This window comes from Lutibacter sp. TH_r2 (genome assembly GCF_033101135.1).
Lineage (GTDB): Bacteria > Bacteroidota > Bacteroidia > Flavobacteriales > Flavobacteriaceae > Lutibacter.
Window position 1 is genome coordinate 52,851 of the sequence record NZ_JAWMPV010000007.1, and the last position, 26,822, is coordinate 79,672.

18 protein-coding genes and 2 tRNA genes are annotated in these 26,822 nt (G+C 29.4%); 12 read left to right on the forward strand and 8 right to left on the reverse strand.

Annotated elements, in window-relative coordinates; all coding sequences use genetic code 11:
• The first annotated feature begins 88 nt into the window (after nucleotides 1-88).
• The 10 genes from porU to R3X25_RS14935 all read left to right on the forward strand — a co-directional run bounded on the left by porU (nucleotide 89) and on the right by R3X25_RS14935 (nucleotide 14,362).
• Complete coding sequence (porU, locus tag R3X25_RS14890) at nucleotides 89-3,907, forward strand: type IX secretion system sortase PorU (RefSeq protein WP_317675764.1); 3,819 nt, start codon at nucleotides 89-91, stop codon at nucleotides 3,905-3,907.
• A 35-nt stretch (nucleotides 3,908-3,942) separates the two neighbouring features.
• Nucleotides 3,943-5,079: a type IX secretion system outer membrane channel protein PorV gene (gene porV, locus R3X25_RS14895; protein WP_317675765.1), complete on the forward strand. Its 1,137-nt coding sequence runs from the start codon at nucleotides 3,943-3,945 to the stop codon at nucleotides 5,077-5,079.
• A gap of 14 nt (nucleotides 5,080-5,093) precedes the next feature.
• Entirely contained in the window at nucleotides 5,094-5,576 is a 483-nt protein-coding gene (gene cdd, locus R3X25_RS14900; protein WP_317675766.1) for a cytidine deaminase, read from the forward strand.
• Between the two features lie 182 nt (nucleotides 5,577-5,758).
• Nucleotides 5,759-6,829 (forward strand): ketoacyl-ACP synthase III, encoded by a 1,071-nt coding sequence (locus R3X25_RS14905; RefSeq protein WP_317675767.1) that lies wholly within the window; start codon nucleotides 5,759-5,761, stop codon nucleotides 6,827-6,829.
• A gap of 294 nt (nucleotides 6,830-7,123) precedes the next feature.
• Complete coding sequence (locus R3X25_RS14910) at nucleotides 7,124-9,787, forward strand: hypothetical protein (RefSeq protein WP_317675768.1); 2,664 nt, start codon at nucleotides 7,124-7,126, stop codon at nucleotides 9,785-9,787.
• Nucleotides 9,788-10,075: 288 nt separating this feature from the next.
• Nucleotides 10,076-10,816, forward strand: a complete 741-nt coding sequence (locus R3X25_RS14915) for an ABC transporter permease (RefSeq protein WP_317675769.1) — start codon at nucleotides 10,076-10,078, stop codon at nucleotides 10,814-10,816.
• The gene (locus tag R3X25_RS14920; RefSeq protein ID WP_317675770.1) at nucleotides 10,816-11,583 is read left to right on the forward strand and encodes an ABC transporter ATP-binding protein; all 768 of its coding nucleotides are present in this window, start codon (nucleotides 10,816-10,818) and stop codon (nucleotides 11,581-11,583) included. The genes R3X25_RS14915 and R3X25_RS14920 overlap by 1 nt, the downstream gene beginning before the upstream one ends.
• A gap of 60 nt (nucleotides 11,584-11,643) precedes the next feature.
• Nucleotides 11,644-11,716, forward strand: a tRNA-Lys gene (locus tag R3X25_RS14925).
• A gap of 43 nt (nucleotides 11,717-11,759) precedes the next feature.
• A tRNA-Tyr gene (locus R3X25_RS14930) sits at nucleotides 11,760-11,841 on the forward strand.
• Between the two features lie 109 nt (nucleotides 11,842-11,950).
• Nucleotides 11,951-14,362 carry a TonB-dependent receptor gene (locus R3X25_RS14935; RefSeq protein WP_317675771.1) on the forward strand — a complete coding sequence of 804 codons (2,412 nt, stop codon included), beginning with the start codon at nucleotides 11,951-11,953 and terminating at the stop codon, nucleotides 14,360-14,362.
• Nucleotides 14,363-14,376: 14 nt separating this feature from the next.
• Here R3X25_RS14935 and R3X25_RS14940 read toward each other — a convergent pair whose 3' ends face one another.
• From R3X25_RS14940 to R3X25_RS14960, 5 genes are read right to left on the reverse strand one after another with little or no spacing between them, the layout of a single operon-like run.
• Nucleotides 14,377-15,807 (reverse strand): DUF389 domain-containing protein, encoded by a 1,431-nt coding sequence (locus tag R3X25_RS14940; protein WP_317675772.1) that lies wholly within the window; start codon nucleotides 15,805-15,807, stop codon nucleotides 14,377-14,379.
• A 2-nt stretch (nucleotides 15,808-15,809) separates the two neighbouring features.
• Entirely contained in the window at nucleotides 15,810-16,409 is a 600-nt protein-coding gene (locus R3X25_RS14945; protein WP_317675773.1) for a SprT-like domain-containing protein, read from the reverse strand.
• Nucleotides 16,410-17,087, reverse strand: coding sequence for an SDR family oxidoreductase (locus R3X25_RS14950; protein WP_317675782.1), 678 nt, complete (start codon nucleotides 17,085-17,087; stop codon nucleotides 16,410-16,412). It lies immediately after the preceding gene.
• 1 nt (nucleotide 17,088) lies between these two features.
• Nucleotides 17,089-18,621 carry a hypothetical protein gene (locus tag R3X25_RS14955; protein ID WP_317675774.1) on the reverse strand — a complete coding sequence of 511 codons (1,533 nt, stop codon included), beginning with the start codon at nucleotides 18,619-18,621 and terminating at the stop codon, nucleotides 17,089-17,091.
• A 39-nt stretch (nucleotides 18,622-18,660) separates the two neighbouring features.
• Nucleotides 18,661-19,698: a glutaminyl-peptide cyclotransferase gene (locus tag R3X25_RS14960; protein ID WP_317675775.1), complete on the reverse strand. Its 1,038-nt coding sequence runs from the start codon at nucleotides 19,696-19,698 to the stop codon at nucleotides 18,661-18,663.
• A 118-nt stretch (nucleotides 19,699-19,816) separates the two neighbouring features.
• On the opposite strand from R3X25_RS14960, the gene R3X25_RS14965 reads away from it, so the two are divergent.
• Complete coding sequence (locus tag R3X25_RS14965) at nucleotides 19,817-20,068, forward strand: type B 50S ribosomal protein L31 (protein ID WP_317675776.1); 252 nt, start codon at nucleotides 19,817-19,819, stop codon at nucleotides 20,066-20,068.
• Between the two features lie 219 nt (nucleotides 20,069-20,287).
• On the opposite strand, the gene R3X25_RS14970 is transcribed toward R3X25_RS14965, so the two are convergent.
• From R3X25_RS14970 to pdhA, 3 genes are all read right to left on the reverse strand, one after another.
• Nucleotides 20,288-20,701: a hypothetical protein gene (locus R3X25_RS14970; protein ID WP_317675777.1), complete on the reverse strand. Its 414-nt coding sequence runs from the start codon at nucleotides 20,699-20,701 to the stop codon at nucleotides 20,288-20,290.
• Between the two features lie 362 nt (nucleotides 20,702-21,063).
• Nucleotides 21,064-22,710, reverse strand: a complete 1,647-nt coding sequence (locus tag R3X25_RS14975; protein ID WP_317675778.1) for a pyruvate dehydrogenase complex dihydrolipoamide acetyltransferase — start codon at nucleotides 22,708-22,710, stop codon at nucleotides 21,064-21,066.
• On the reverse strand, nucleotides 22,710-23,702 hold the full coding sequence (gene pdhA, locus R3X25_RS14980; RefSeq protein ID WP_317675779.1) for a pyruvate dehydrogenase (acetyl-transferring) E1 component subunit alpha: 993 nt from the start codon (nucleotides 23,700-23,702) through the stop codon (nucleotides 22,710-22,712). Before pdhA ends, R3X25_RS14975 begins: the two co-directional genes overlap by 1 nt.
• A 486-nt stretch (nucleotides 23,703-24,188) precedes the next feature.
• Here pdhA and R3X25_RS14985 point away from each other — a divergent pair.
• Nucleotides 24,189-26,822 (forward strand): PKD-like domain-containing protein (locus R3X25_RS14985; RefSeq protein WP_317675780.1); only part of this gene is annotated, 2,634 nt, incomplete at its 3' end.

Sequence of the window (26,822 nt, forward strand, 5' to 3'; positions counted from 1 at the left end):
TTTTTACTAACGATTGTTTTTATGCTTTATTATATGTAATGTTGTATTATATTAAAAATAACTATTAAAATACAACGTTATAGTTTCAATGGAATTAAATAAAATTACCCTTTTTATAATTGTTTTGTTACATACAATTGGTGTTGTTGCTCAACAATCAACTAGTAAACATTTTGAGTTAAATTGGAAAAACAATACTAGTTATACAATTAAAGATAACAATTCAATAGTAACTTCTGTTGTTGAAAATAATTTTTTGAATGATGATTTAATTCCTCAATACATTCAGTCTTGGAAAATTGAAGATAATTTAGATGTTAGAAATTTTGTTGTTTCAAATGTAAAGTATGAAAATTTTACGCCTATAAATGTATATTTAAAACAATCCTCGTCAATTTCATCAAATTTTAGTGTAGATTTTAGAGTTGTAAAGCAAAGAGGTAAAAGCTTTGGAAATATAGAATGTATTCCAATAATTAAGGAAGGTGAAAGTTACAAAAGAGTTATTTCTTTTAATTTAACATATACTCTTTCATCAAGTATAAAAGCTTCAAAATATTTAAAGCAAAGTAGTGTTAAAAACTCGGTTTTAAGCTCTGGAGAATGGTTTAAATTTGCTATTGATACTACTGGAATTTTTAAATTGGATAGAAGTTTTTTACAAAGTTTAGGAATTGACATAAGTAATGTAAACCCTAAAAACATACAAATTTATGGAAATGGTGGAGCTATGCTTCCTTTTGCTAATAACGAATTTAGGTACGATGGATTGCAAGAAAACGCAATAAAAGTAATTGGTGAAGATGATGGGAGTTTTGATAGTGGAGATTATATTTTGTTTTATGCACAAGGTCCACATAGTTGGAATGGAGATGGCGAAAATCTATTTAATTATAAGCACAATTATAATATTTTTTCAGACGAGGCTTATTATTTTGTAACTGTTGGTAATTCAGAAGGAAAAAGAATTGAAAATTCTCCTGAAATAACAGACGCTTCTGTTTCTGAAATAACAAAATATCATGATTATGTTTTTTATGAAAAAGATGAAGTTAATTTGTTTACAACTGGTCAGCAATGGTTTGGAGAATCTTTTATTATAGAAAACACTCAAAATTTTTCAATTCCATTTTCAAATTTAGATACAGCGGAAAATGTATTGGTAAGAGTTAGGGGTGTTGTAGCTTCTAGTTTATCATCGTCAATGAGTATTAAAGTTTCGGGTCAAGATTTATTTACTATAAACTACCCAGCTTATTCCGGTTTAACCGACGCCTATGCGGTAGATGGTAGTGGAGAAATTGCTTTGACAAATTCAGATGTAAATGTTGAAGTTTCGTTTAATAACAATGGAAATCCGTCTGCCAATGCATATTTGGATTATATAGAAATATTAGGTGTTAAAAATTTAATTGCTGAAGGGAATCAGTTTACTTTTAGAAATTTAGAGGTAACATCTAGTGCAGATATTATTGAATACTCAATAGTAAATTCAGATCAAATTTATGAAGTTTGGAATGTAACAGATTTTATAAATCCAACTGTTGAAACTAATAATTCTACTTCAAATACTTTTAACTTTAAAAGTGTTGGAGGCTCTTTAAAAGAATTTATTGTTTTAAATGAAAATGATTTTTATACGCCAAAAAAAATAGAATCTACTAGAATTGAAAATCAAAATTTACATAGTTTAAATAATATAGACTATTTGGTAATAACTCAAGATTATTTAATGACTCAAGGTCAAAGATTAGCTGATTATCACGCAGAAAATGGATTAATTTCAAAGGTTATAGATTTAAATGAAATTTATAATGAATTTTCTTCAGGCTCTAAAGATATAACGGCAATAAGAGATTTTTTACGTCACTTATACCTAAATTCAACAACAAATCAGATTAAGTATGTGTGTTTGCTAGGAGATGCATCTTATGATTATAAAGATAGAATAACTGGCAACAATAATATTGTACCAGTGTTTGAAGCATATAATAGTTTTAATCTAGCAACTTCATATGTAACTGATGATTATTATGGAATGATGGATGAAAACGAAGGTTTATTATCTTCCTTTGAGAAACAAGATTTTTCAATAGGTAGAATTCCAATTACAACTGTTAATGAAGCTGAAAAAATTATTGATAAAATTTTAAATTATTATAGTGAAGCTACATTTGGACAATGGAGAACTAACCTTACGTTAGTTGCGGATGATTTAGATAACGTAATACCTAATGGGAATGATGAAGCTATTCAAACAGGAATGGAAATTATTGCAGATGATATAACAGCAAACAAGCCACTTTTTAATATTAAAAAAATATACATGGATTCTTATACCCAAGAATCATCAGTTGGAGGAACTAGATATCCAGATGTAAATACAGACCTTACAAATCAAATTGAAACAGGTACGTTAATGGTAAATTATTTTGGACATGGAGGTGAAGATGGTTGGGCTACAGAACGTATTCTTGAAGTTTCTGATATTCAAAGTTGGAATAACTTTGAAAAGCTACCATTATTTATTACAGTTACTTGTGAATTTTCGAAATTCGATAATCCTATAAGAGATACCGCAGGTGAATACGTATTGTGGAATGAAAATGGAGGAGCAGCTTCATTAATTACAACAGCAAGAGAAGTTTACATTAGTTTTGGGCAATCTGTAAATAGAGAATTGGTAAAGTATTTATTAGAATATAATAACGAAAATTATTCCATTGCTGAATCTTTATTAGAAGTGAAAAATAATTTTTCAAATTCTCAACGTTACTTTATTTACTATTTTGGAGACCCAGCAATGCATTTAGCAGTGCCAAATCCTAAAATTTCTATTACAAAATTAAACGATATTGACGTAAATCAAGAGTTAGATACAATTAAAGGGTTGTCTCTAGTAAAAATGCAAGGAGAGGTTTTAGATATAAACAATCAACTTTTAAATAATTTTAACGGTGAAATTTCTGCAACATTTTTTGATAAAGGATTCGTAAAAACTACATTAGATAATGATAATCATGGGATTTTTATGGATTATGATGTAAATGGAAGTAAAATATTTAATGGAAGAGCTACAGTAGAAAATGGTATGTTTGAATTCGAATTTTTTACACCAAGAGATTTAAAAATTGAATATGGAAATGGTAGATTAAGTATGTATGCAAACAATACAATTGAAGATAGATCGGGTTATAATTTAGATATAGTTGTTGGTGGAATAAATGAAAATGCACCCGAAGATTCAAAAGGTCCAACAGTACAATTATACATGAATGATTTAACCTTTGTTGAAGGTGGTACTACAAATCAATCTCCTTTATTTATTGCGGTATTGGAAGATGAAAGTGGAATAAATACATCCATTACAGCGGTAGATCATGATATTGTTGCAATAATTGATGGAGACCAATCCAATCCAATTATTTTAAATGATTATTACCAAACCGAGTTAGATGATTTTACAAAAGGTAAAGCATCTTATCAATTAAGCGATTTAGAGCCAGGATTACACACAATTACATTAAAAGCATGGGATTCATACAATAATTTATCTGAAGCAACGTTAACATTTTTTGTTGTAGGTGATGGAAATCTAGAATTAAGTAATGTTTTAAATTATCCAAACCCTTTTATAAACTATACTGAATTTTGGTTTAATCACAATAAACCAAATGAATTATTGCAAGTTAGAGTTCAAATTTTTACTGTTTCAGGTAAGTTGGTTAAAACAATAAACCAAACGGTACAATCAGAAGGAAATTTATCACGAACAATTACTTGGGATGGTTTAGATGATTTTGGTTCAAAAATAGGGAAAGGAACCTATATTTATAAGTTAAAGGTAAAATCGTTGAATACAAATTCAACAGCAGAAAAAGTAGAAAAATTAGTAATACTTCAGTAATAATTTAAGATATTTGTGAAGTTAAAAAAACAAGGATGAAAAAAATATTTCTAGCAATTTTAGTAGTTTTAGTTTCTTTTGTAAAAGTTCAAGCACAAGACGACTCAAACCCAATTACAACAGCAGCTCCATTTTTATTAATAGCGCCAGATGCCAGAGCAGGTGGAATGGGTGATATTGGTGTGGCAACAGCGCCAGATTCGTTTTCTCAACATTACAATGCCGCTAAATATGCATTTCATCCATATCAGTTTACAATTGGTGTTATGTACACTCCTTGGTTAAGAGAATTAACCGATGATGTATTTTTAGGAGGTGTAAGTTTTGCCAATAGAATAGATGATAGAAGCGCATGGGCAGCAAGCCTTAAATATTTTAATTTAGGAGAAATTCAATTAACAGATGATTTTGGTGGAGATCAAGGAACTGAAAATTTAAATGAATTTTCATTAGATGGTTCATACTCTATGAAGTTAAGTGAAACCTACAGTATGGGTGTAACACTTCGTTACATACGTTCAGATTTAGGTATTAAGTCTGGAGATACAGATTTATCTGCGGTAAATACATTTGCTGTTGATATTTCAGGATATTTTGAATCTGATGAAGCTAATTACGGAGATTTTAATGGTGTTTGGAGAGCTGGTTTTAATATTTCAAATATAGGACCAAAAGTGTCATACACAAATGATGATAATGAAAACTTTATTCCAACAAATTTAAGAATTGGTGGTGGTTTTGATTTTATATTAGATAGTTATAATAAAGTTGGCGTATTTGCAGAATTTAATAAGCTATTAGTGCCAACACCAAGTGTTTCTGAAGATGGTGAACCACCATACACACAAGAAGATTCAGGTTTTTTTGAAGGTATGTTGGCTTCGTTTGGTGATGCTCCAGGAGGTTTTAGCGAAGAAATAGAGGAGTTTACTTGGGCTTTAGGTGCAGAATATTTATACGACGATTCATTTGCTGTTAGAGCAGGGTATTTTAATGAAAGCGATACAAAAGGTGCGCGTAAATATTTTACATTAGGAACAGGATTTAAATTTAAAAGTACGCGTTTAGATATGTCTTATTTATTCAATGCGTCAGATATTAACAATCCATTAGAAAATACACTTCGTTTCTCGTTGTCGTTTGATTTTGGAGATATGTTTGAATATTATTAATCTTACTTTTTTTAATGAAAAATATTGAGTTAAAAATTAATATTGGAGTTTACAATACATTTGAAGAGCTTCCTTCAAGTGTTCAGAAATTAATGAGTAAAGCAATTGAAGCAAAGCAAACGGCTTACGCTCCTTATTCTAAATTTAGTGTTGGTGCTGCATTATTGCTCGAAAATGGAGAAATAGTTACAGGAAACAACCAAGAGAATGCTGCTTACCCTTCAGGTATGTGTGCAGAAAGAGTTGCCATTTGGAGTGCAGCTACTCAATACCCTAATCAAAAAATATTGAAACTTGCCATTTCAGCAAGTTCTTCATCTCAAATATTAAAAGAACCTGTGGCTCCATGTGGAGCTTGTAGACAATCTCTGTTAGAGTATGAAGTGAAGCAAAACGAAAAAATTGAAGTTTACTTTACAGGGGAAGAAGGTAAAATTATTAAAACACATTCTATAATTGATTTACTACCAATAGCTTTCGATAAATCCTTTCTTTAAAATTATTAATTATTGCTGTTGAGTATCGTAAAATAAATTTGCCTTTTTCTATATATAGTTCTGAATTATAATTCAGTATAATATTTTTTACTTTTTTTTTGCTTGTTGGGCATCGTATTGATTTTTTAATAAATTTACTTCTTTTATATTACCTTAATAAATTTGTTGTTTAATATTAAATAATGACAAAACATTCAATAATTACAGGAACTGGAAGTTATATTCCGACTAAAGTTGTAAAAAATTCTGACTTTTTAAATCATACTTTTCTTAATGAAGATGGAAGCCCTTTTGGCTATGATAATGAAATTGTTATAGATAAGTTTAAAGCAATTACAGGTATTGAAGAGAGGCGTTATGCTGCTGATAATTTAACATCATCAGATTTAGCTTTTTTTGCTGCTGAAAAAGCAATTAAAGATTCAGGAGTAGATAAAGAACAATTAGATTATATTATTCTTGCTCACAATTTTGGAGACGTTAAAAAAAACTCGATTCAAAATGATATACTACCAAGTTTAGCATCTAGAGTTAAACATAAATTAGGTATAAAAAATCCTTCATGTGTAGCGTATGATATTCTATTTGGATGTCCAGGTTGGATTCAAGGTGTAATTCAGGCAGAAGCGTATATAAAAGCAGGAATAGCTAAAAAATGTTTAGTTATTGGTAGTGAAACATTGTCTAGGGTTATTGATGATTTTGATAGAGATTCAATGATTTATTCTGATGGAGCAGGAGCTTGTATTATTGAGGCGGAAGAAAGTGAAACTTCAAAAGGAATATTAAGTCATGCTGTTCAAACTAATACAGTAGACGAATGTTATTATCTTTTTTACGGAGAATCTTATAATAAAGAATTAAAAGATGGTACAGATTACATAAAAATGTATGGTCGAAAAATTTATGAATATGCGATTAGCAATGTTCCAGGAGCAATGAAATTAGCAATGGACAGAGCAAATGTTGACATTTCTGAAATAAAGAAAATTTTTATTCATCAAGCTAATGAAAAAATGGATGAAGCCATTATCAAACGTTTCTTCCGTTTATATAAAACAAAAGTACCACAAGGAATAATGCCAATGAGTATTCATAAATTAGGTAATAATTCGGTAGCTACTGTGCCAATATTATTTGATTTAGTGAGAAATGGAGAAATAGAAAATCAAGGTGTAAATAAAGGTGATACTGTTATTTTTGCTTCTGTTGGAGCAGGAATGAGCATAAATGCAATAGTTTATAAGTATTAAATAATACATATTAAAATAACTAAAAAAGCTCTCTAATTAGGGAGCTTTTTTAGTTATTACTTTTTTTTAATTAAATTATTAAGTATCTTTAAGTGAAATAGTTATGTTTTGTAAAAGAGTATAAATTTAAAAATTAAAAAGTATAAGAAAAAGAAATTCTACGCAACATCAAAATTGCATATTAAAATTATGTAAGAACTCGTAAAAAATCAAAAACTGAACGCGGCTTTCATTATTATTGAATGTATTAACTACTATCACATCCGCAATTAAAAATTGATTAATTATAGTATTATGAAAAAAGTAATTTTTTTTCTAATAAGTATATTACTATTGAGTTCGTTTTACACCTATTCTCAAAACAAAAACATACTTAATTTAGAAAAAGTAGAAAAATTTGTTATTAAAAATGATCTTCAAACTACTTCTATAATAACCTCTCCAATAGCTGAAAGAGCAATTTTACAAGGCGAGGTAAAAGGAGAATTTAAAAACGTAACGTATCAGTATAAATCAAATGTAGCTATTATGAAGCCAGTATTAAAAAATAATTTAATACAGCACATGAGTAATAATGGTTTAATTAAAACAGTTGATTTAGGAGCAATTAAACCTCATGAAGATAGTATTTATGTAGATCCAGAATCTGATTTGGTTTTTCAACCAGTCATTGTAAGTGATACTGAAATTATTGGATTTATGCCTCGTTTAAAAGATGTATTTGAAGATATTGAAGTGCCATTGCAAGAAGTTAAATTAACGCTTGCAAATACAGAAATGGCTATTGATAGTGTAGAAGTTGAATCGTCTGGAGCAGGAGACGATTATGATATAAAAATAAGTTTTGAAGATGAAGAATATACATTGTTTGAAGACAACGATAAAACTGAAAATTCAGAAACTAAAATTGAATTTAAAGTAAAATTAGATGGTTATATAGGTTTTAATAATCCAAGAGTTGAAGGTAAGTATTCTAAAAATGGAGGTTATAAATTAGTGTTTAAAACCGAAGAAAGAATTGATTTAAAAGTAAGTTCAGATTTAAAGTTAGAGCATGAACAGCTTATCCCAATTTACGGTTTTGATATTCCTGTTGAAAAAATTGGAAATTGCAAGGTTGGAGTTTTTTTAGTTATTGCAGTAAATGGAGAGGTTACTTTAGTGGCGGAAGTAGATCAAGGAATTAATTTTGTTGCTGGAATTAGAGGAGGTACATTTTGGTATATTCCTAAAAGTGTTAGTACAGTACATGAAACTACAAGTTGGTGTGATGTTGATTATCAGGTAAATGGTAAAATTAAAGCATTGGCTGGTGTAGAGTGTAAAGCAAAATTAAAATTTAAAGGTTATAATGTTTTAGATTTAAGAGTTAGAGGAGGTTTAGAAGCAAATGTAGAGGTAAAATTAGGAGATACAACTGCTTTAGATGCTAATATGGGATTTAGGGTAAAAGCTGATGGAAAAATAGTTTCTAAAAAATTTACGATATACGATGAGCTTTTTGTTCTTTGGGAAAAAAGTACTCGAAATTTTGGTGCTTATAAACTTGCAGTTACTGAAGCTTGCGCATATAATGATAGAGTAAAAGGAAAAATTTCAAATATAGCTGATTTAGAAAACCCAAAACCTTATGTTGGTGAAGTAGAAATATTTGTCACTCATAAAAATGGTGTTGAAGAAAAATATGAGGCAACAACTACATCTGAAGGAAAATTTTCAAGAAAAGATATTCAGTTGGTGAAAGGCGATTTAGTGAGTATAAAAATTGATTCGGCAGCAGCAAGAACTGATGGTGTTAAAACAACTATTCCTTTTCAAGAAATTAAGTTTCAAATTGCTGATTATTATGCAGATTTTGTAAGAGGAAGTGTAAATTCTAAAGTAAACACTTTTGATGAACCAAAAACTGTTAAAAGTAATCCTCAAGAAAATAATTTAAAACTTCTTAAACCTAATTTTAGAGTAACTCCATATTTTATGCAGCCAATAACGTATCAAGGTAAAATTGAAATAATTGTTCAGCCGTTACCTCAAGCTGAATTAATTGCTCCTTTAATTTCAATAAAAAATCCTGAAAATAGCAATAATAATATTTCAAAAAACGCAAAAATAAAAAGAGTAAACAATAGTAATATTAAAACTTTGCCAAATAAAAAAGTTGTTCAAAAAGGGGTGTTAAAAAAACCAATGGTTAGAACTACAAGAAATAAAGATACTTTTAAAAATAGAGCTAAAAAATATGTTAAGGAAGTAGTAGCTCCTTTAGGTTTTTTCGAGTTTGATAATATAGCTATTTCTCCAATGGATAAAGTAAAAGCTCGAATAAATATTGATGGATTTATAATTGAATCAGATTGGTTTTATCCAGATGGATTGTTGTTTATGGCTATTGAAAATGAAGGTTTAGAAACTTCGGTTAATATGGTTGCAAAAAGTAAAACGCTAACAGCAACTAACTCAACTTTAATGGTTTCGGCATTACGAAGTAATAAAGCGCCAGTTGGAAATGTAAGAGTTGTAAAAGGTATTGATATGAAACATAACTCAATTCAATTTACAAAATCTGAAGTATTTAAAAATGCAGTAAAACCAATTACATATTTTGATAAACAAGTAGTTTTAGAACCGTGTGTTTTAATTGAAGGAATGTCGTTAGCTAAAACAGGTTCATGGACAGCTACAATAGTATTCAACAAATCAAGTGAAATATTTTCGCCTTGGGCAATTGATGGTCATCAATTTGAGTATGTTTCTTATATTTATGAAGGTAGAAATACTGGTTATAAGTTTTATCAAGAAGAGTGTGCAGCTTGTAATAATGTTAATGTGAACGATTTAACAAGTTTATTAAATGCCGTAATTTCTATTCCTAAAGTAGAAATACATAAAGTTATTCCTAGTACAGCTATTAATCATGATATAAATATGGGAAAACTTAACAATACAAATATGTACTAATAATAAAAGCCCTCTAAATGGGGGCTTTTATTTCATTCTAATTAGATGTATAACCTTATTTTAAAACCTCACTAAAAACAGTATAATTTGGTTTGTAACAAGTTCTATTATTGGTTTAGGGCTAATGTTGTTATATTTATTTTAATTCTTAAAAGTCAATATTGCACTTTTGTTAAAGTTAATTATTAGCTTTAAAAGGTTTATATTTTAAATTATACTATTAAATTTATGAGTTATTAAAGAATCTACCTTATTTAAATTTAATATTTTAGCGAAAAACTTATTTGAATGAATTATATAGAACATGTTGGTAAGTATTTTATAATGCTGAAACAAGTTTTTAGAAAACCCCAGAAATGGTCTGTTTTTAAAGAAATGCTATTTAGAGAAGTTGAGGATTTGGGATTAAAATCTTTGGGAATTATAATGTTTATCTCATTTTTTGTTGGAGGTGTTGTTGCAATTCAAACAGCATTAAATGTTGATAGTCCTTTTATTCCAAAATACTTAATTGGATTTGCTACAAAACGAGGTATAATATTAGAATTTGCTCCAACATTTATGTCTATTATTTTAGCAGGAAAAGTTGGATCTTATATAACTTCGAGTATAGGAACTATGAGAGTTACCGAACAGATTGATGCTTTAGAAGTAATGGGAATAAACTCCTTAAATTATTTAGTATTACCCAAAATAATTGCGGCATTATTTTTCTATCCGTTGTTAGTTATGCTATCTATATTTTTAGGAATTTTTGGAGGTTACTGTGCAGGATTATTAACAGATTTATTTTTTAGCGAAGATTTTATTTACGGAATTCAGTTAGATTTCAATCCATATTTTTTAAAATATGCACTTACTAAAACAGTAGTTTTTGCTTTTGCAATTGCTACCATTCCAGCATACCATGGATATTATGTAAAAGGAGGATCGTTAGAAGTTGGTAGAGCAAGTACAATGGCTGTAGTTTGGACAAGTATTGTTATTATTTTATTAAATTATTTCTTAACTCAAATGCTTTTAGGATAATGATTAAAGTTACAGATTTACATAAAAGTTTTGGAGAAGCTAAAGTTTTAAAAGGTGTTTCAACCACTTTTGAAAAAGGAAAAACCAATATGATTATTGGGCAAAGTGGTTCAGGTAAAACAGTGTTTTTAAAGTGTCTTTTAGGGTTGCATGTTCCAGAGCAAGGCATTATAGAGTTTGATGGAAGAAAACATACTGAACTAACTATAAAATCAAGAAGACAGTTAAGAAAAGAAATGGGAATGGTATTTCAAGGTGGTGCATTGTTCGATTCCTTAACAGTTGAAGAAAACATTATGTTTCCTTTAAAAATGTTTACAAGGCAAATTAGATCTGAAATGTTAGACAGGGTTAATTTTGTGTTGGATAGAGTAAATTTACAAAATGCAAATAAAAAATTTCCAGCCGAACTTTCTGGAGGAATGCAAAAAAGAGTTGCAATTGCACGTGCTATTGTAATGAATCCAAAATACTTGTTTTGTGATGAGCCAAATTCTGGACTAGATCCACAAACAGCTACTATAATTGATAACTTAATTCAAGAAATAACAGAAGAGTATAATATAATTACTATTATAAATTCTCATGATATGAATTCTGTAATGGAAATTGGAGAAAAAATTATTTTTTTAAAAGATGGTGTTAAGGCTTGGGAAGGTTCAAACAAAGAAATGTTTAAAACTGAAAATGAAGCAGTTGTAGAATTTGTGTATTCTTCTAATTTATTTAGAAAAGTTAGAGAAGCTTATTTAAATGAAACAAAATAAAAATTTGGTTTGTTTATTTAAAATATACTTTTATATTTGCACCCGCTAAAGGAAAAAAATGACCTGGTAGCTCAGTTGGTAGAGCACCTCCCTTTTAAGGAGGTGGTCCTGGGTTCGAGCCCCAGCCAGGTCACAAAAACTTCTTGAATAGAGAAGTTTTTTAGTTGAAAACTAGAGGTGAGATACTCAAGTGGCCAACGAGGGCAGACTGTAAATCTGCTGACTATGTCTTCGAAGGTTCGAATCCTTCTCTCACCACAAGCCTCAAATTAATATTTGAGGCTTTTTTTAGATTTAACCTTAAAATGTTTAATAAAAATTGCTAAATACTAAACAAAATAAATATATTTGTATAAATTGTTTAAATATGAAAACTAAATTTCTTTTTTGCTTATTAGTTGTTTTTAGCTGTTTACTTTCTTTTTCTCAAAATACAGGAGTTATTAAAGGTAAAATTATTGATTCTCAAACAAGAGAAGTCATTCCTTATGTAAATGTTGTGGTACTTGATGCAACTATTGGATCTTCTTCAAATGAAAGTGGTGATTTTGAAATTAAGAATGTTCCTTTAGGTTATGTAAAAGTTCAGGTTTCATCCATAGGGTATCAATCTGTAATTTCTGAAGATTATTTAGTTACTATAGATAAATCTCCATATATACTTATTGAATTACAACAAGATAACGAGCAGTTAAATGAAGTTGTTGTAAAAAGTAAAATATTTAAAAAATCTATTGAAAATCCACTTTCAGCACAAACGTTGGGTATAGCCGAAATAGAAAAAAATCCAGGAGGAAATAGAGATATTTTAAAAGTAATTCAATCGTTGCCAGGTGTTGCATCTAATCCTGGATTTAGAAACGATATTATTATTAGAGGTGGAGCTCCTTCAGAAAATAAATTTTATTTAGATGGTATAGAAGTTCCGGTTATTAATCATTTTCAAACACAAGGATCTTCTGGTGGTCCTGTAGGTATAATAAATGCAGATTTAATTAGAAAAGTAGACTTTTATACAAGCGCTTTTTCAGCAAATAGAGGCAATGCTTTAAGTTCGGTTATTGAATTCACTCAAAAAGAAGGTAATCCAGAAAAATTAAATACAAGAGCTACTCTTGGAACTTCTGATGCTGGAATTACTTTAGATGGACCGTTGGGTGATAAAACTACGTTTATGGTGTCTGCTAGGCAATCATACTTACAATTTTTATTTAAGCTTATAAAACTTCCTTTTTTACCAACGTACAACGATTTTCAATTAAATGTAAAACATAAACTATCGGATAAAAGCGAGATCTCATTAATTGGGCTTGGAGCTATAGACAATTTTAAATTAAATGAAAGTGTAAATGAAGGTATTACTGATGAAGATAAAATTAAGAGAAACACATATATTTTAGCAAATATACCCGTACAAGAACAGTGGAATTATACAATAGGAGCTTCATACAAACATTTTGGAGAACATTCTACACAACAACTGGTTTTAAGTAGAAATGTTTGGAATAACAATGCTAAAAAGTACTTTAATAACACATACAATAGTGAAGATTTATTAATTGATTACGATTCTAAAGAAATTGAAAATAAGTTGCGTTTTGAAAATACGTCTTCATTAAAAAATAATTATAAATTAAATGTTGGTGTTGGATTAGAAAATGCTAAATATTTTAATTCAACCTACCAAAAAATTGCAAATTCAAATGGTGTAAGTGAAATTGACTTTTCTTCAGATTTAACCATGTTTAAATACAATGCTTTTGGTCAAATTTCAAAAAAGTTTTATGATTATAAATTAGGTGTTTCGTTTGGAACTAGAGTAGATGCGGTTAATTATAATTCTGAAATGAATAATCCATTAAATCAGTTTTCACCTAGGGTTTCATTAGCTTATGAGTTGTCGGATAAATTAAGTTTGAATGCTTCATCGGGTATTTATTATCAATTGCCAGCTTACACAATTATGGGTTATAGAAATAATTCAAATATATTGGTAAATAAAGATAATGGATTAAAATATATAAAATCTACACATTATGTTGCAGGTGTTGAATTAAATCCAGAATCTACTTCAAAAATTACTATTGAAGGTTTTTACAAAAAATATGCTAATTATCCATTTTCAATAAGAGATCAAATAAGTTTAGCTAATTTAGGTTCAGATTTTGGAGTTGTTGGTAACGAGGAGGTTACTTCTACGTCTAAAGGAAGATCGTATGGAATTGAGCTGTTGGCTCAAAAAAAATCATATAATGGATTGTATGGAATTGTTTCGTATACATTTGTTAAAAGTGAATTTAAGAATGAATTAGATACTTATATTCCTTCGTCTTGGGATAATAGACATTTACTAACAATTACTGGAGGTAAGAAATTGAAAAAGAATTGGGAAATAGGAGGTAAGTTTAGATTAGTTGGAGGGCAACCTTACACACCTTATGATTTTGAAAGTTCTTCAATAATTTCAAATTACGATGTTTCTAATAGTGGAATTTTAGATTATTCTAAATTAAATTCAGAAAGATTTGATACGTATCACCAATTAGATGTTAGAGTTGATAAAACTTGGTATTGGAAGAAGTTTTCACTAAATTTTTACTTTGATATTCAAAATTTATATGGAAGTGAATCTACTTCACAATCTTACTTAATTCCAACGTTAGATGAAAGTGGAAATAAGGTTGTAAACTCTACAGATTCTTCAAAATATGTTTTAGAAGAAATAGATAATACTTCAGGTACTGTTTTACCTAGATTTGGAATTATTATTGATTTTTAATTTTAGAAATAAAATTACCTATTAATTAGTTGTAGTGTGTCTAATTCTAATCTAGTTTTTAACCAGTTTTTTAATTGTTTTTGTTGTTGAGGTACATTTGCTATAGTATCGTACCATTTAGCATTAAAAACTGTTACAGTATCAATAGATTCAAAATTTGTTTGAAGTGTTTTAGCATAGCTTAAATTAGCTAAACCAGTATAATTTATTTGTGCTTCTTTACTAATTTGAATAAAAGGTATTTCATTATCTATATAGCTAGAAAGTTGTTGAGTTAAAAGTTTTATTTTTTCCTCTTTTTCTTTTACAGTTTCATCTCTAGAAGAAATAATTTTTTGATTTTGAGCATATAATTCAGAAAGGTTTTTTACTTCGTGTCTTAAATCAGAATCATCTATACCTTGTTGAAATTTTAATTCAGTTCCACTTAACCCATAATCTGGTAAACGATCGTTCCATTTTTTAATATCACTTTCTGAAAGTTTATTTCCATAAACTACAAGTTTAATATATTTATTTTCGTAGCTAATATTATCAGCATCTTCATCAATTATACTAATTCCACTTTCTTTTATTTCATTAATTAAATTTTGTGCGTGTTGTTTAAATTGATTTTCTTGAAACAAGTTTAAAAACATATAAATACTTCCTGCAAAAACTAAAACAGCCACAAAAGAAGCTAAACGAGCAATACGTTTTCTTTTTGCCGAATTAATGTATTTTAACATTGGAAAGCGCAAAAATTTAACTATAACAAAGGTTGCTAAAGCAATAAAAATAGTGTTAATAGTAAACAAAAACATGGCTCCAAAAAAGTAGTTCAGATTTAAAGTTGCAATTCCGTATCCAGCTGTACAAAGTGGAGGCATAAGCGCTGTAGCAATAGCAACACCTGCAATAGTATTAGTTTGTTGGTTTCTTCTACTTAAAGCTATTATTAAAGCTAAACCACCAGAAATAGCAATAAATACATCTCTAACATCTGGCGCTGTACGTGCTAAAATTTCGGGTGTTTCATTTTGAAAAATTGGGAATATAAAAAATAATGTAGAGGTTAATAAGCTCAATCCAACCATAACGCCTAGATTTACTAAAGAGCGTCTTAAAGTATCAATATCATTAATTCCAATAGATAGTCCAACTCCTAAAATGGGTCCCATTAGTGGAGATATAAGCATGGCTCCAATTACAACAGCTGTAGAGCTAACATTTAATCCAATAGAGGCAATAACAATAGAAAAAACTAAAATCCAAGCTGTATGACCTTTCATGGAAATACTATCTTTAATATCTTGAATAGTAGCTTTTTTATCAGTATCATGTCGGATATCTAACAAATCAATAAAAAATGCTTTTATACTTTCAAAAATAGTTTTAACATCAGCTTTTTGAGGCGGAGTATTAGTTTTATTTTCTGAAGAGTTTGTTGAATTGTTATTTTCCATAACTACATTTTATTTTTAATAATTTCAATTTCAGCATTTTGATTGAATAAATATAACTTTTTACTTTTAATTTCTAAACATTCAAATCGAGTTCTTCTTTTTTTGCCTAGTTTATAGGTTTTATTTTTATAATTGAAAAGTGTTCCAACTTCTAATTCAAATATATAATTGTTTGTTGAAGTTTCGCTATAATAAAGTAAAGCTCTACTTAAATTAACATCGCTACCAGTACTTGCTTTTGGGTTTTTTAAATAATTTGCAAGGTAAGGTAATAAAGAATTTGGAAATATGGTTGGTTGTAAAAAAGGGAGCATTAAATATTGAAAATTACGTTTCCATTCAATACCATGTGGTTTTACTCTTCTACTTTTTCTAAACGTTTCAAAATGAGCAATTTCATGAATTAACGTTAATAAAAATTGATATTTGTTTAGGTTGTTGTTAATTGTAATTTGAGTTTTTCCGTTTCTTAAAACTTTAAAATCTCCATGTTTTGTAGCTCTTTGATTAACAACTTTTATTGAAATTGGATTTTTTACAAGAATTTCACCCACTAAATCAATGGAATTTGTAGGTATGTATTTTGAAATTTCTTTAATCATTTATGGAGTTGTTGACGAAACTTCTATAATTTTTCCGTTGTGAAATTTATTTCCAGTAATTGAGAAATTGTAAATGTAAGCTGCCATTTCTTTAGCTGAAACAGGTGCTTTATAACCAGGGAATGCTTCTTCTAGCATTTCGGTTTGTACGGCTCCTAATGCTAAAACATTAAACGAAACTTCTTGTTCTTTGTATTCTTCTGCTAACAACTCTGTTAATGTAATAATTGCTCCTTTTGCTGAACTGTAGGCAGCTAATCCTGGGAATTTTAAACTTCCTTGAACGCCTCCCATACTGCTAATATTTACAACATGACTTCCTTTTTTTAAATAGGGAAGTAGTTGCTGGGTTAATTCAGCAACCGAAAAAACATTTACTTGGTAAACTTCTAAAAAATCGGTTGAAGTTAATTCTTCAAAAGGTTTGTTAATTAATTTTCCAGCATTATTGATTAATATATCTACTTGTTTCCAGTTTTTTGATATAAATGTTGTTATTTTATTTAGGTCTTCAGAGTTTCCTAAATCAACTGAAATTGCCTTAATGTTTTTATTTTGAAGCGAATTTATAGGTTCAGAATTTCTAGATAAAGCTAACACATTACAATTATTATTTGCGAATAATTGCGCTAATTCAAAACCAATTCCTCTACTTGTTCCAGTTATAATTACATTCATTTTATTCTTCTTCAAAAGTTATATGTTGGTAAGCACCAATATCTGCCGGAATAGTTCTTGTAACTCCTAAAATATCTAATGGAATTAAATTTGATGCAGTTTCTAAAGCATTTCCGTTAGCTTCTGAATTCTCACCAATAATTAATTCGTTTTCTGAAGAATTTTTAAAGTCGGCTTCACCGTTTATAATATTATTTAAAAAATGTGTTGTATCTTCAAAGTTGTATTCAGCTATCCCTTCATAATTATTATTGTAATCATTAAAACGGATTAAATTATTTTTAAAATCATAATTAAATTGCGAACCTTCAATTTTATCTATTAATAATTCTATATTACTGTTTCCATCTATAATGCAATTGGTGAAATTAGCTTGGTTTAAATCGCTAACCACATAAATTTCAGTTCCATTTTCATTGTAATACGAATAATAGTTGTTAATTAAAACACTTGGATATTCACGTAAACTACTTGACCAATAATTAGCAAAAGTAGAGTGTGTAAAGTTGTAATTTCCACCAATAGTACAGGCTAATGAAATTAAACCACTATTATTGATTACTACATTTTCGCCATAAATATTAGTTTGTCTTCCTAATAAACCGTAGTTTGAACTATTGTATATTTGGGTGTTTTTAAGTGTGAGCGCTGGTTCGGTTACACTACCAATAGAATCTATAATTACACCAATTGAAGCATTTTTAATAATTGCGTTTTCTATGTTGTTGTTTTTACTTCCGGCACGTAGCCAAATAGTTCCCCATTGCCCTGGAACATCAGTAAAATAAGGTTCTAATCTATCACCTTCTAAAATAACTTGGTTGTCTAATTCCCCTTCAATAGTTAAAGTAGCATTTTTATCTACAATTAATCCTGAATTTGCATGAAAATGAATTCTTGCACCAGCTTCAATAGTTAAGGTTTTATCTTCTGGTACAGCACAATATCCATAAATTACTGTAGGTTTATTGTTAGTGAAAGTTGTATTATCACCTAAATAAAACCCTTGAACTGTAATATCACTTCCATCATCATCAATACCAGTTTTTATAGTTTCAATAATTCCATCAGAAGATTTTGAAGGGAATAAAAAATTAGCATCTTCAACCAATGTTACTAATTTAACATTTTGCTCTATTTGAGTACTATTAAATACTATAGAATCTATATAAATTGGATTAACTACGTTATTATAATCAATAGTTGTTTCAATAAAAATAAAAATACTGTCTTTTGCTAATATTTCTACATTTTCAAAACTTTTACCTGGAATTCCGTCAACATTTAGTCTGTAAAACGAATTTTCTCCACGACCTAAAGCAATAGTTGGTATTGAAATATCGTTGCCGCTTTTATTGTATACTTTTAAATTGTAAGTACTTGTTCCAATATTGGTAAAAACGGTATCTAAATATACGGTGTCTTTAGAAAAAGTTAATTCACCACCCGAACTTAAAGTAGAAGTAAAGTCTTTTCTACATGAAGAAAATACAATTAATAAAATAACAATTAAAAATGTGAGGTTGTAACGCATTTTGAAGTTTTTGTAAATGTAAAAATAAAATATGAAAGTTTATTTTTTAATTAATTCAATTTCATAAAGTTTGCTCCAGTGTTTTCCAGTAACAAACAAACGGTTATTTTCGTTGTCGTAAGCAATTCCGTTTAAAACTTCGTCTTGCTCATCTAAATTTTGTTGTTTTAAAATTTCTTTTTTTAATGAATTTAAATTTGCAACACCTTCAACTTTACCATTTTTAGGATTTACAATTATAATAGAGTTCTGTTGCCAAATATTAGCATAAATAAGTCCGTTTACGTATTCGAGCTCATTTAAATTTTCAACCTTACGTTTATTAGTATAGGCTTCAATATAGGTTTCTTCTATATGAGTTTCAGGGTTTAAAAACCAAATACGTTCCGTTCCGTCAGTTTTAATCAATTTTTCGCCATTATGTGTCAATCCCCAGCCTTCAAGACTTTTAGTGTATTTAAACTCTTTTTCTTTCTCAAAGCTATCAATATTGTAAACAATTCCTTTTCCGGCTCTCCAAGTTAATTGATGAATTTTATGATTAAAAATGGTGATTCCTTCACCAAAATAAGCTTTATCTAAATCTACTTGTTTTAAAACTTTACCAGTTTTTAAATCAACTTTTCTAACCCATGAAGTTCCGTTTCTTCCAGTTCCTTCATATAAAAATCCATTGTAATATTCCAAACCTTGTGTGTAAGCTTTAGAATCGTGCGGATAAGTGTTTATTATTTTATACGTGTATACATCAGGAGCTTTGTCGGCTAGAAAGTAAACAGGTGTTGTAATTTTTTCAGTTTTATCTTCATAAAACACCAATGCTATAATTTGATGTTTTCCTAATTTATAATTTGAAATATCAATAGTTGCCGAGTTTCCTTCTGAAGAAATTTTTTTATTATCGATCGAAAATTGTACTGATTTTATTGGTTTTTCACCCTTTTCACTTACCGAAACTTTTAAAGTTTGGTTAATTTGTACTTTTTTAGGAGCATTTATTATAAATTTGTACTCACTTTTACATGAGTTTAGTACCAATGCAAGGGTAAGAAATAGAACTGTTAATTTATTGAACATAACTTTAATAGCTTTTTTTATATATTTGTGTAAATAAAATAAATTATTTGTTTGAAGTTTCAAAAATATAGTTAAATTTGCAGTCTTAAAAATAAAAACAGAATTAAAACGAGTTAAGATGAGAAAAGGTATACATCCAGAAAATTATAGAATGGTAGCATTTAAAGATATGTCTAATGAAGATGTGTTTTTAACTCGTTCAACAGTGAACACAAAAGAAACATTAGAAGTAGATGGTGTTGAATATCCTTTAGTAAAATTAGAGATTTCAAGAACATCACACCCTTTCTACACTGGTAAATCTAAGTTAATAGATACTGCTGGACGTATTGACAAGTTCAAAAACAAGTATGCTAAATTTAAAAAGTAATTTTACTTTTAAAAATATTCTAAAACCTTCACAATTTGTGGAGGTTTTTTTTGTATTTAATTTTTGGGTTTCTCTTTAACTACTCGCTATTTTTTTTAAAAATAAGATGCGCTTTAACCTCTAGCGTAGTTTATATGTATATGTTTTTGTAAGATTAAAAAAATTAATTTCGTAAAGTCGCAATTAACTTGTTAGGTGTTAATAGCAGTTCAAAAGCATTTAAAATGTTTTTGCAGATAAAATATCAGCGTTCAATAAGTTTTTAGCGTAAATGCCTTCATTTTCAAGAATACCAATACCAATAGCGCTCTCTTTCAGTATTAATTCATCATTTTTACCATTTCCAAAACTTACAGTATTATTTGGATTCAATTTTAAAATTAAATCTAATTTTTGTTGATTTTGGTTTTCTTTTCCAATTTTTAAAATTTTGCAATTCGCATTTTTTAATTCAGTTTCCACTGTTCCAAAAGTATCTGCTGTAATTACATAAATTTTAATTTCTTTAGAAAGTGTATTAATTGCTTTTTCAACACCAATAATTAACTGACCGTTATTTGCAATAGTGCCATTGTAGTCTAAAACTAAATTTTTTATGTTAAAATTTTTATTTCCTGGAATAGATATTTTCATTAGGGATAAAATATTTTTTTGAAAAAAGTAAATTACAAAAATTGTTTAACGTTTTTTAAATGAATTAAATTTTTTTTATTCTGAAGATTTAATTTTAGTAAAATTTAATTTTTTGTACCTTTTTTTATAAAAAATAATACGCGAGGCTGTTTTAAGTGTTTTTATAGTCTATTTATTTCAAGTTAACACTTTCCTTTATTGTTTTTTAAAAACTCTTTAAATCTCTTATATTTTAATCATTATCTATAGTATTTATTTATTAAAATTTCAATAACTATAATTATATCTTATAAATGTTTTAAGGGTAATAAAAAACCCATTGTTTTAAACAATGGGTTTTAAAATTTATTTTAAGTAATTAACTATGCAATCATAGTAACTGGATTTTCAATATACTGTTTTAAAGTATTCATAAATGCTGCACCAACGGCACCATCAATTGTTCTGTGATCACAAGCTAATGTTAATGTCATTATATTTCCAACAACAATTTCTCCATTTTTAACTACAGGCTTTTGTTTAATACCACCTACAGATAAAATAGCTGAATTTGGTTGGTTTATAATAGAAGTAAAGTGATCTACACCAAACATACCAAGGTTAGAAACTGTAAAAGTAGAACCAGACATTTCATCTGGAGTTAACTTTTTGTTTTTAGCTTTTATTGCTAAATCTTTTACTTCAGCACCAATTTGAGTTAAACTTTTAGTATCAGTAAAAGGAATTACAGGTACTACTAATCCGTCTTCAATAGCTACTGCTACACCAACAGAAATATGGTTGTTGTAGATAGTTTGTTCATTAGTCCACTCTGTATTAACCTGTGGGTGTAATTTTAATGCCATAGCTGTAGCTTTTACAACTAAATCATTAAATGAAACTTTAGTGTCTGGTATTGAGTTTATTAACTTTCTAGAAGCAATAGCATTGTCCATATCAATATCCATAGTAACTGTGAAGTTAACCGCGGTATTTTGAGAGTGGTCTAGTGCTTTAACAATTGCTTTACGCATTTGCGAATTTTTTACTTCTGTTTTACTAATTTCTCCTACAGGAGCTGCTGTAACTGTTGCGTTAGAATTTTCAACTTCAACAACAGGATTGTAATTTTCAATATCAATTTTTACAATTCTTCCACCTTCACCAGTTCCAACAACTTTAGCTAAATTTATTCCTTTTTCTTCTGCTAAAGCTTTCGCTAAAGGAGAAGCTATAATACGCCCGTTTTCAGAATTAATAGCGCTAATTTTTTTAGTAGCAGTAGTTGATTCTTTTTTAGCAGCAGGAGCTTTTTTATCTTCAACCGGAGCAGATTTTTCAGCAACAGGAGCTTCTGTTTTTTCAGCTTTAGGAGCGGCACTTGTAAACCCAGATACTACTGCGGTTACATCAGTTCCTGCCTCACCAATAATAGCTAATAAAGAATCCACGGGTGCATTTTCTCCTTCTTGTAATCCAATGTATAGTAAAGTACCTTCGTTAAAAGACTCAAACTCCATTGTAGCTTTATCTGTTTCAATTTCTGCAAGAATATCTCCTTCAGCAACTGTGTCACCAACTTTTTTCATCCAAGAAGCTACCGTACCATCCGTCATAGTATCACTTAAACGCGGCATTGTAACTACGGTAACGTTATCTGGAACAACAAAGGCTTCAGTTTCTGGTTCAGATTTTGCTGGAGCAGCCACTTCTTCAGTAGCTGGTGCTGGAGTATCTTCGTTAACTGGAGCTGCATTAGCACCTTCAGCTAATAAAGCAGAAATATCTTCACCTTTTTCACCAATAATTGCTAATAAGCTATCAACAGGTGCTGTTTCACCTTCTTGCAATCCAATATGTAATAAATAACCTTCGTTAAAAGATTCAAATTCCATAGTTGCTTTGTCAGTTTCAATTTGAGCTAAAATATCTCCTTCTTCAATTTTATCACCTACTTTTTTTAACCACTCTGCTACAACTCCTTCTGTCATTGTATCACTTAATCGGGGCATTGTAATAATTTCTGCCATTATCTATGTTTTAAAAATGGATAATCTTCTTGTTCGTAAACTATATCGTATAAAAGTTGTTTGTCTGGGAATGGAGATTCTTCTGCAAATTTCTGACATTCAGCAACTTTATCTTTAACTTCTTTATCCCAAGCTTTTATTTCATCTTCAGACGCATATTTTTTGTCTTTAATTACTTGTAAAACTTGTGAAATTGGATCTATTTTTTTGTATTCTTCAACTTCTTCTTTTGTTCTATAATGTTGAGCATCACTCATTGAATGTCCTCTATATCTATAGGTTTTAATATCTAATAAAGTTGGTCCATCTCCTCGTCTTGCTCTTTCAATAGCTTCATGCATGGCTTCAGCTACTGCAACAGGGTCCATACCGTCTACAGGTCCACAAGGCATTTCGTACCCTAAACCAAGTTTCCAGATATCATCGTGGTTGGCAGTTCTTTCAACTGAAGTTCCCATTGCATATCCATTGTTTTCACAAACAAATACTACAGGAAGTTTCCAATTAATAGCCATATTAAAAGTTTCGTGTAACGATCCTTGACGTGCAGCACCATCACCAAAATAGGTTAAAGTAACTCCATCACGTTCAAAATACTTATCAGCAAAAGCTAAACCAGCTCCTAAAGGAATTTGTCCACCAACAATTCCGTGTCCACCATAAAAATTGTGTTTAGGAGAAAAAATATGCATTGAACCACCCATACCTCTCGAGGTTCCAGTATCTTTTCCTAATAGTTCGGCCATAATCCTTTTTGGATCAACACCTAAACCAATTGGTTGTACGTGATTACGGTAAGCAGTAATCATTTTATCGTTTTCTTTCATTGCGTGCAAAGCACCTGCTAAAACGGCTTCCTGACCATTATATAAATGAAGGAATCCTCTTACCTTTTGTTGGATGTAAAGTGCAGCTAATTTGTCTTCAAATTTTCTCCAAAATAACATATCCTTATACCAATTGATGTAAGTGTTTTTAGTAAATTTTTTCATTATTATTTAATAAAATTAAATTTAGTAGATTCGCAAAAGTAGTATTTTTGAATTTAAGACTTATAATTATAGCAATATTTTTTTAACTACAAGGGTTTCGTAGATGGTATCTGGTTAAGATTTTAAGTGCTACAATTTAAAAGTTTTTTAGATTATAATAATAGGTGTTAAAAGTCTAAATTGTTTGAAAAAAATAGGAGCTACGCATTTATTTTGTGAATATTGAACTCCATTTATTCTTTAAAATTTTCCATTTGTTAAATATACGTAACAATTAATAAAATTGAAGAATTCGTTTAGTACATATGTATTATATTTGCAAAAGAAATTATATAATCTGTCCCCACGGATAAATTAGTTTCCCCATATTAATAAAGTAAATTTATAATAGAATAAACTTCAATAAATAAGCAAAATGTTTGTTTTTGCTTTAGAGTTGGCTCTATTATTATGTAAAATATTTATGTTAACAAAATTTCATTCATTATGAATTTAAAACATTACTCAAAAATAAATTTAAAAATAGTTATCCTATTAGGATTTTTATTAGTTGGAGTTAAGGGTTTTTCCCAAATTGGAGTACAAGAAGCGAGTATTAGAACTGGAGTTACATTTCAGTGGGAAGATACTCAGTCTGTTGATGAAGACCCAGCAACTATTAAAAGTTTTACTATTGATGGTGTTTTGTATGACCAATTTGCAGTTCCTTCATATTATCAATTAACAAGAGTTGGTACAACTGGTGGTCACGGTTCAAATGGTATTATAGATGGTAATACTCCTGAAAGTCCTACTACTAGTAGCACGGCAACAGATGATATTTATGATTCTAATACATGGGATACTGCTGCTTTATCAGCGTTTCAGGATAAAGATTTAAATCATTATTTTACAGCCAATCCTAATGGTACAAATTTTAATAATGATTTTGATGCAGTGGCTGTAGACACTACTGCTCAAATACAAGCTATTTATTATGATCCTGCAATTCCTTCAAATACTGGAGGTATTTTAGCTGTTACAGAAAGAGGAGGTAATAATAGTTATTATGTTGAGTTGTGGGGTATTCCTGCGGCTGGAGGTAGTGAGCAAAAGTTGGGAGATACTTTTGTTAGAACAGGTGGTAATTTAACAACTGCTAATGTTACTGCTCCAGTAACTAATTCTGATTATTGGTCTTCTGGTCGTCAGCATTATAATAGACAATCAATAGCTATTGCTTTATTTGAGTTGAGTGAAATTGCACCTACTGGTTCTCAAATTACTGAAATAAAATTTGTTGGAGCTACAAGAGATCATGGAGATGGTAAATTTTTTATTTTACAAAAATATGCACAGGAACAAACAGGTTCTACAATAGAAAATCAAACTTTAAATGGTCAATTAGATAATAGTTCAACAACTCCAATTGGATCAACATATTCATTAGTTGAGGATACTATTGACCCAAATGATGATGTATCCGTTACTGTTAATATGGATGGATCATTTGAGTTAATACCAAAAGATGATTTTGTTGGTGTTTATACATTTACATATCAAATTTGTTTACCAGAACCAAATGAAGGTATTTGTGATACAGCTACTGTAACAGTATATGTTGATAGTGAGCCAGAAATTACAACGGAAGATGTTTGTTATGAGGAAGATGTGATTTTTAATATTACAGGTACGTCAGGAAATATTATTACTTATTCAGGTGCTTCATCAGGAACAGTAATTTTAAATGATTCAGGAGAAGCAACAGTAACTGTTGAAGATGCAATTTCAGACGCTACATTAACTATAGATTCAGTTAAAAATATTTATTCAGGTAATAGTACATCTGTTTCAAACATAAGTGCAACGGCTGTAGTTAATCCAAATACAGAGATTACTACTCAACCAACTAGTTCATCAACATATTGTGCAGGAGATACAGCAACAGCATTAAGTGTAACAGCAAGTGGAACAGGAACTTTAAGTTACCAATGGTATAGCAATACAACCAACAGTACAACAGGAGGAACAGCAGTAGGAACTAATTCTTTAAGTTACATACCAGATGTAAGTTCAGTAGGGACAACATATTATTATGTAGAAGTTACAGGTGTTTGTTTAAATGTAACAAGTTCAATTGCAACAGTTGTAGTTAATCCAAATACAGCAATTACAACACAACCAACAAATCCATCAGCAGTATGTGCAGGATCAACAGTTGCTGATTTAACAGTTGGAGCAAGTGGAACAGGAGCTGTTTCTTACCAATGGTATAGCAATACAAGTGCAAATACAACTGATGGAACATTAATAAGTGGTGCAACAAGTGCAACTTACACACCAGATGGTTCAACAGCCGGAACATTTTATTACTATGCAGTTGCAAGTAGTGATTGTTCAACAGCAACAAGTAATGTAGCTACCGTAACAGTAAATTCAGTGCCACAAGGTACAAATGACGAGTACACTATTGATAGTGGAAATACATTAAATGATGATTTGTCAAACAATGTTGATTTAACAGGAGTAGAATTTAGTTGGCAAGCAGTTGACAATGTAAATATTGTTGGAGAAACAACAACAGTAAGTACAGCAAGTAATATTACAGATACTTTAACTAATCTAACAGGTACAGTTCAACAAGTAGTCTATACAGTTACACCGACATCAATAGATGATTGTGCAGGTATAGCTTTTACTGTAAAAGTAAATGTTAACCCTAAATTGCCAACAATAAGTATTAATGATCAATTAAATATAGAGGAAGGTAATACAGCAACTTTTGTTGTTGAATTGAGTAACACATATATATATCCTGTGACATTTACTGTTAATACAGTTGATGGTTCGGCAGTATCGCCTGGAGATTATGTGGCTATAACAAATGCAATTTATACTATTCCAGCAAACTCAACTACAGTTAATATTCCTGTAACTATTAATACGGATAATGTTTATGAACAAACTAATGAAACTTATCAAGTAGTTCTTTCAAATGTGAACATTGAGACTATTAATTTAGAAATTACTGATACGGATTTAATAGGAGATGGGTCAATAATAGATTTAACAGCGGCACCTACTGTATCAGTAGTAGCATCAACACCAGATGCAGCAGAGCCAGGAACTGATGGAGCGTTC

What these genes read in the sequence shown, in the direction of transcription:
- R3X25_RS14905 (WP_317675767.1), top strand. Translation starts at nt 5,759, where the DNA reads ATGACAAAACATTCAATAATTACAGGAACTGGAAGTTATATTCCGACT.
- R3X25_RS14920 (WP_317675770.1), top strand. Translation starts at nt 10,816, where the DNA reads ATGATTAAAGTTACAGATTTACATAAAAGTTTTGGAGAAGCTAAAGTT.
- R3X25_RS14945 (WP_317675773.1), bottom strand. Translation starts at nt 16,409, where the DNA reads ATGATTAAAGAAATTTCAAAATACATACCTACAAATTCCATTGATTTA.
- R3X25_RS14965 (WP_317675776.1), top strand. Translation starts at nt 19,817, where the DNA reads ATGAGAAAAGGTATACATCCAGAAAATTATAGAATGGTAGCATTTAAA.
- R3X25_RS14940 (WP_317675772.1), bottom strand. Translation starts at nt 15,807, where the DNA reads ATGGAAAATAACAATTCAACAAACTCTTCAGAAAATAAAACTAATACT.
- R3X25_RS14960 (WP_317675775.1), bottom strand. Translation starts at nt 19,698, where the DNA reads ATGTTCAATAAATTAACAGTTCTATTTCTTACCCTTGCATTGGTACTA.
- porU (WP_317675764.1), top strand. Translation starts at nt 89, where the DNA reads ATGGAATTAAATAAAATTACCCTTTTTATAATTGTTTTGTTACATACA.
- R3X25_RS14910 (WP_317675768.1), top strand. Translation starts at nt 7,124, where the DNA reads ATGAAAAAAGTAATTTTTTTTCTAATAAGTATATTACTATTGAGTTCG.
- R3X25_RS14975 (WP_317675778.1), bottom strand. Translation starts at nt 22,710, where the DNA reads ATGGCAGAAATTATTACAATGCCCCGATTAAGTGATACAATGACAGAA.
- porV (WP_317675765.1), top strand. Translation starts at nt 3,943, where the DNA reads ATGAAAAAAATATTTCTAGCAATTTTAGTAGTTTTAGTTTCTTTTGTA.
- R3X25_RS14970 (WP_317675777.1), bottom strand. Translation starts at nt 20,701, where the DNA reads ATGAAAATATCTATTCCAGGAAATAAAAATTTTAACATAAAAAATTTA.
- R3X25_RS14950 (WP_317675782.1), bottom strand. Translation starts at nt 17,087, where the DNA reads ATGAATGTAATTATAACTGGAACAAGTAGAGGAATTGGTTTTGAATTA.
- R3X25_RS14955 (WP_317675774.1), bottom strand. Translation starts at nt 18,621, where the DNA reads ATGCGTTACAACCTCACATTTTTAATTGTTATTTTATTAATTGTATTT.
- cdd (WP_317675766.1), top strand. Translation starts at nt 5,094, where the DNA reads ATGAAAAATATTGAGTTAAAAATTAATATTGGAGTTTACAATACATTT.
- R3X25_RS14915 (WP_317675769.1), top strand. Translation starts at nt 10,076, where the DNA reads ATGAATTATATAGAACATGTTGGTAAGTATTTTATAATGCTGAAACAA.
- pdhA (WP_317675779.1), bottom strand. Translation starts at nt 23,702, where the DNA reads ATGAAAAAATTTACTAAAAACACTTACATCAATTGGTATAAGGATATG.
- R3X25_RS14935 (WP_317675771.1), top strand. Translation starts at nt 11,951, where the DNA reads ATGAAAACTAAATTTCTTTTTTGCTTATTAGTTGTTTTTAGCTGTTTA.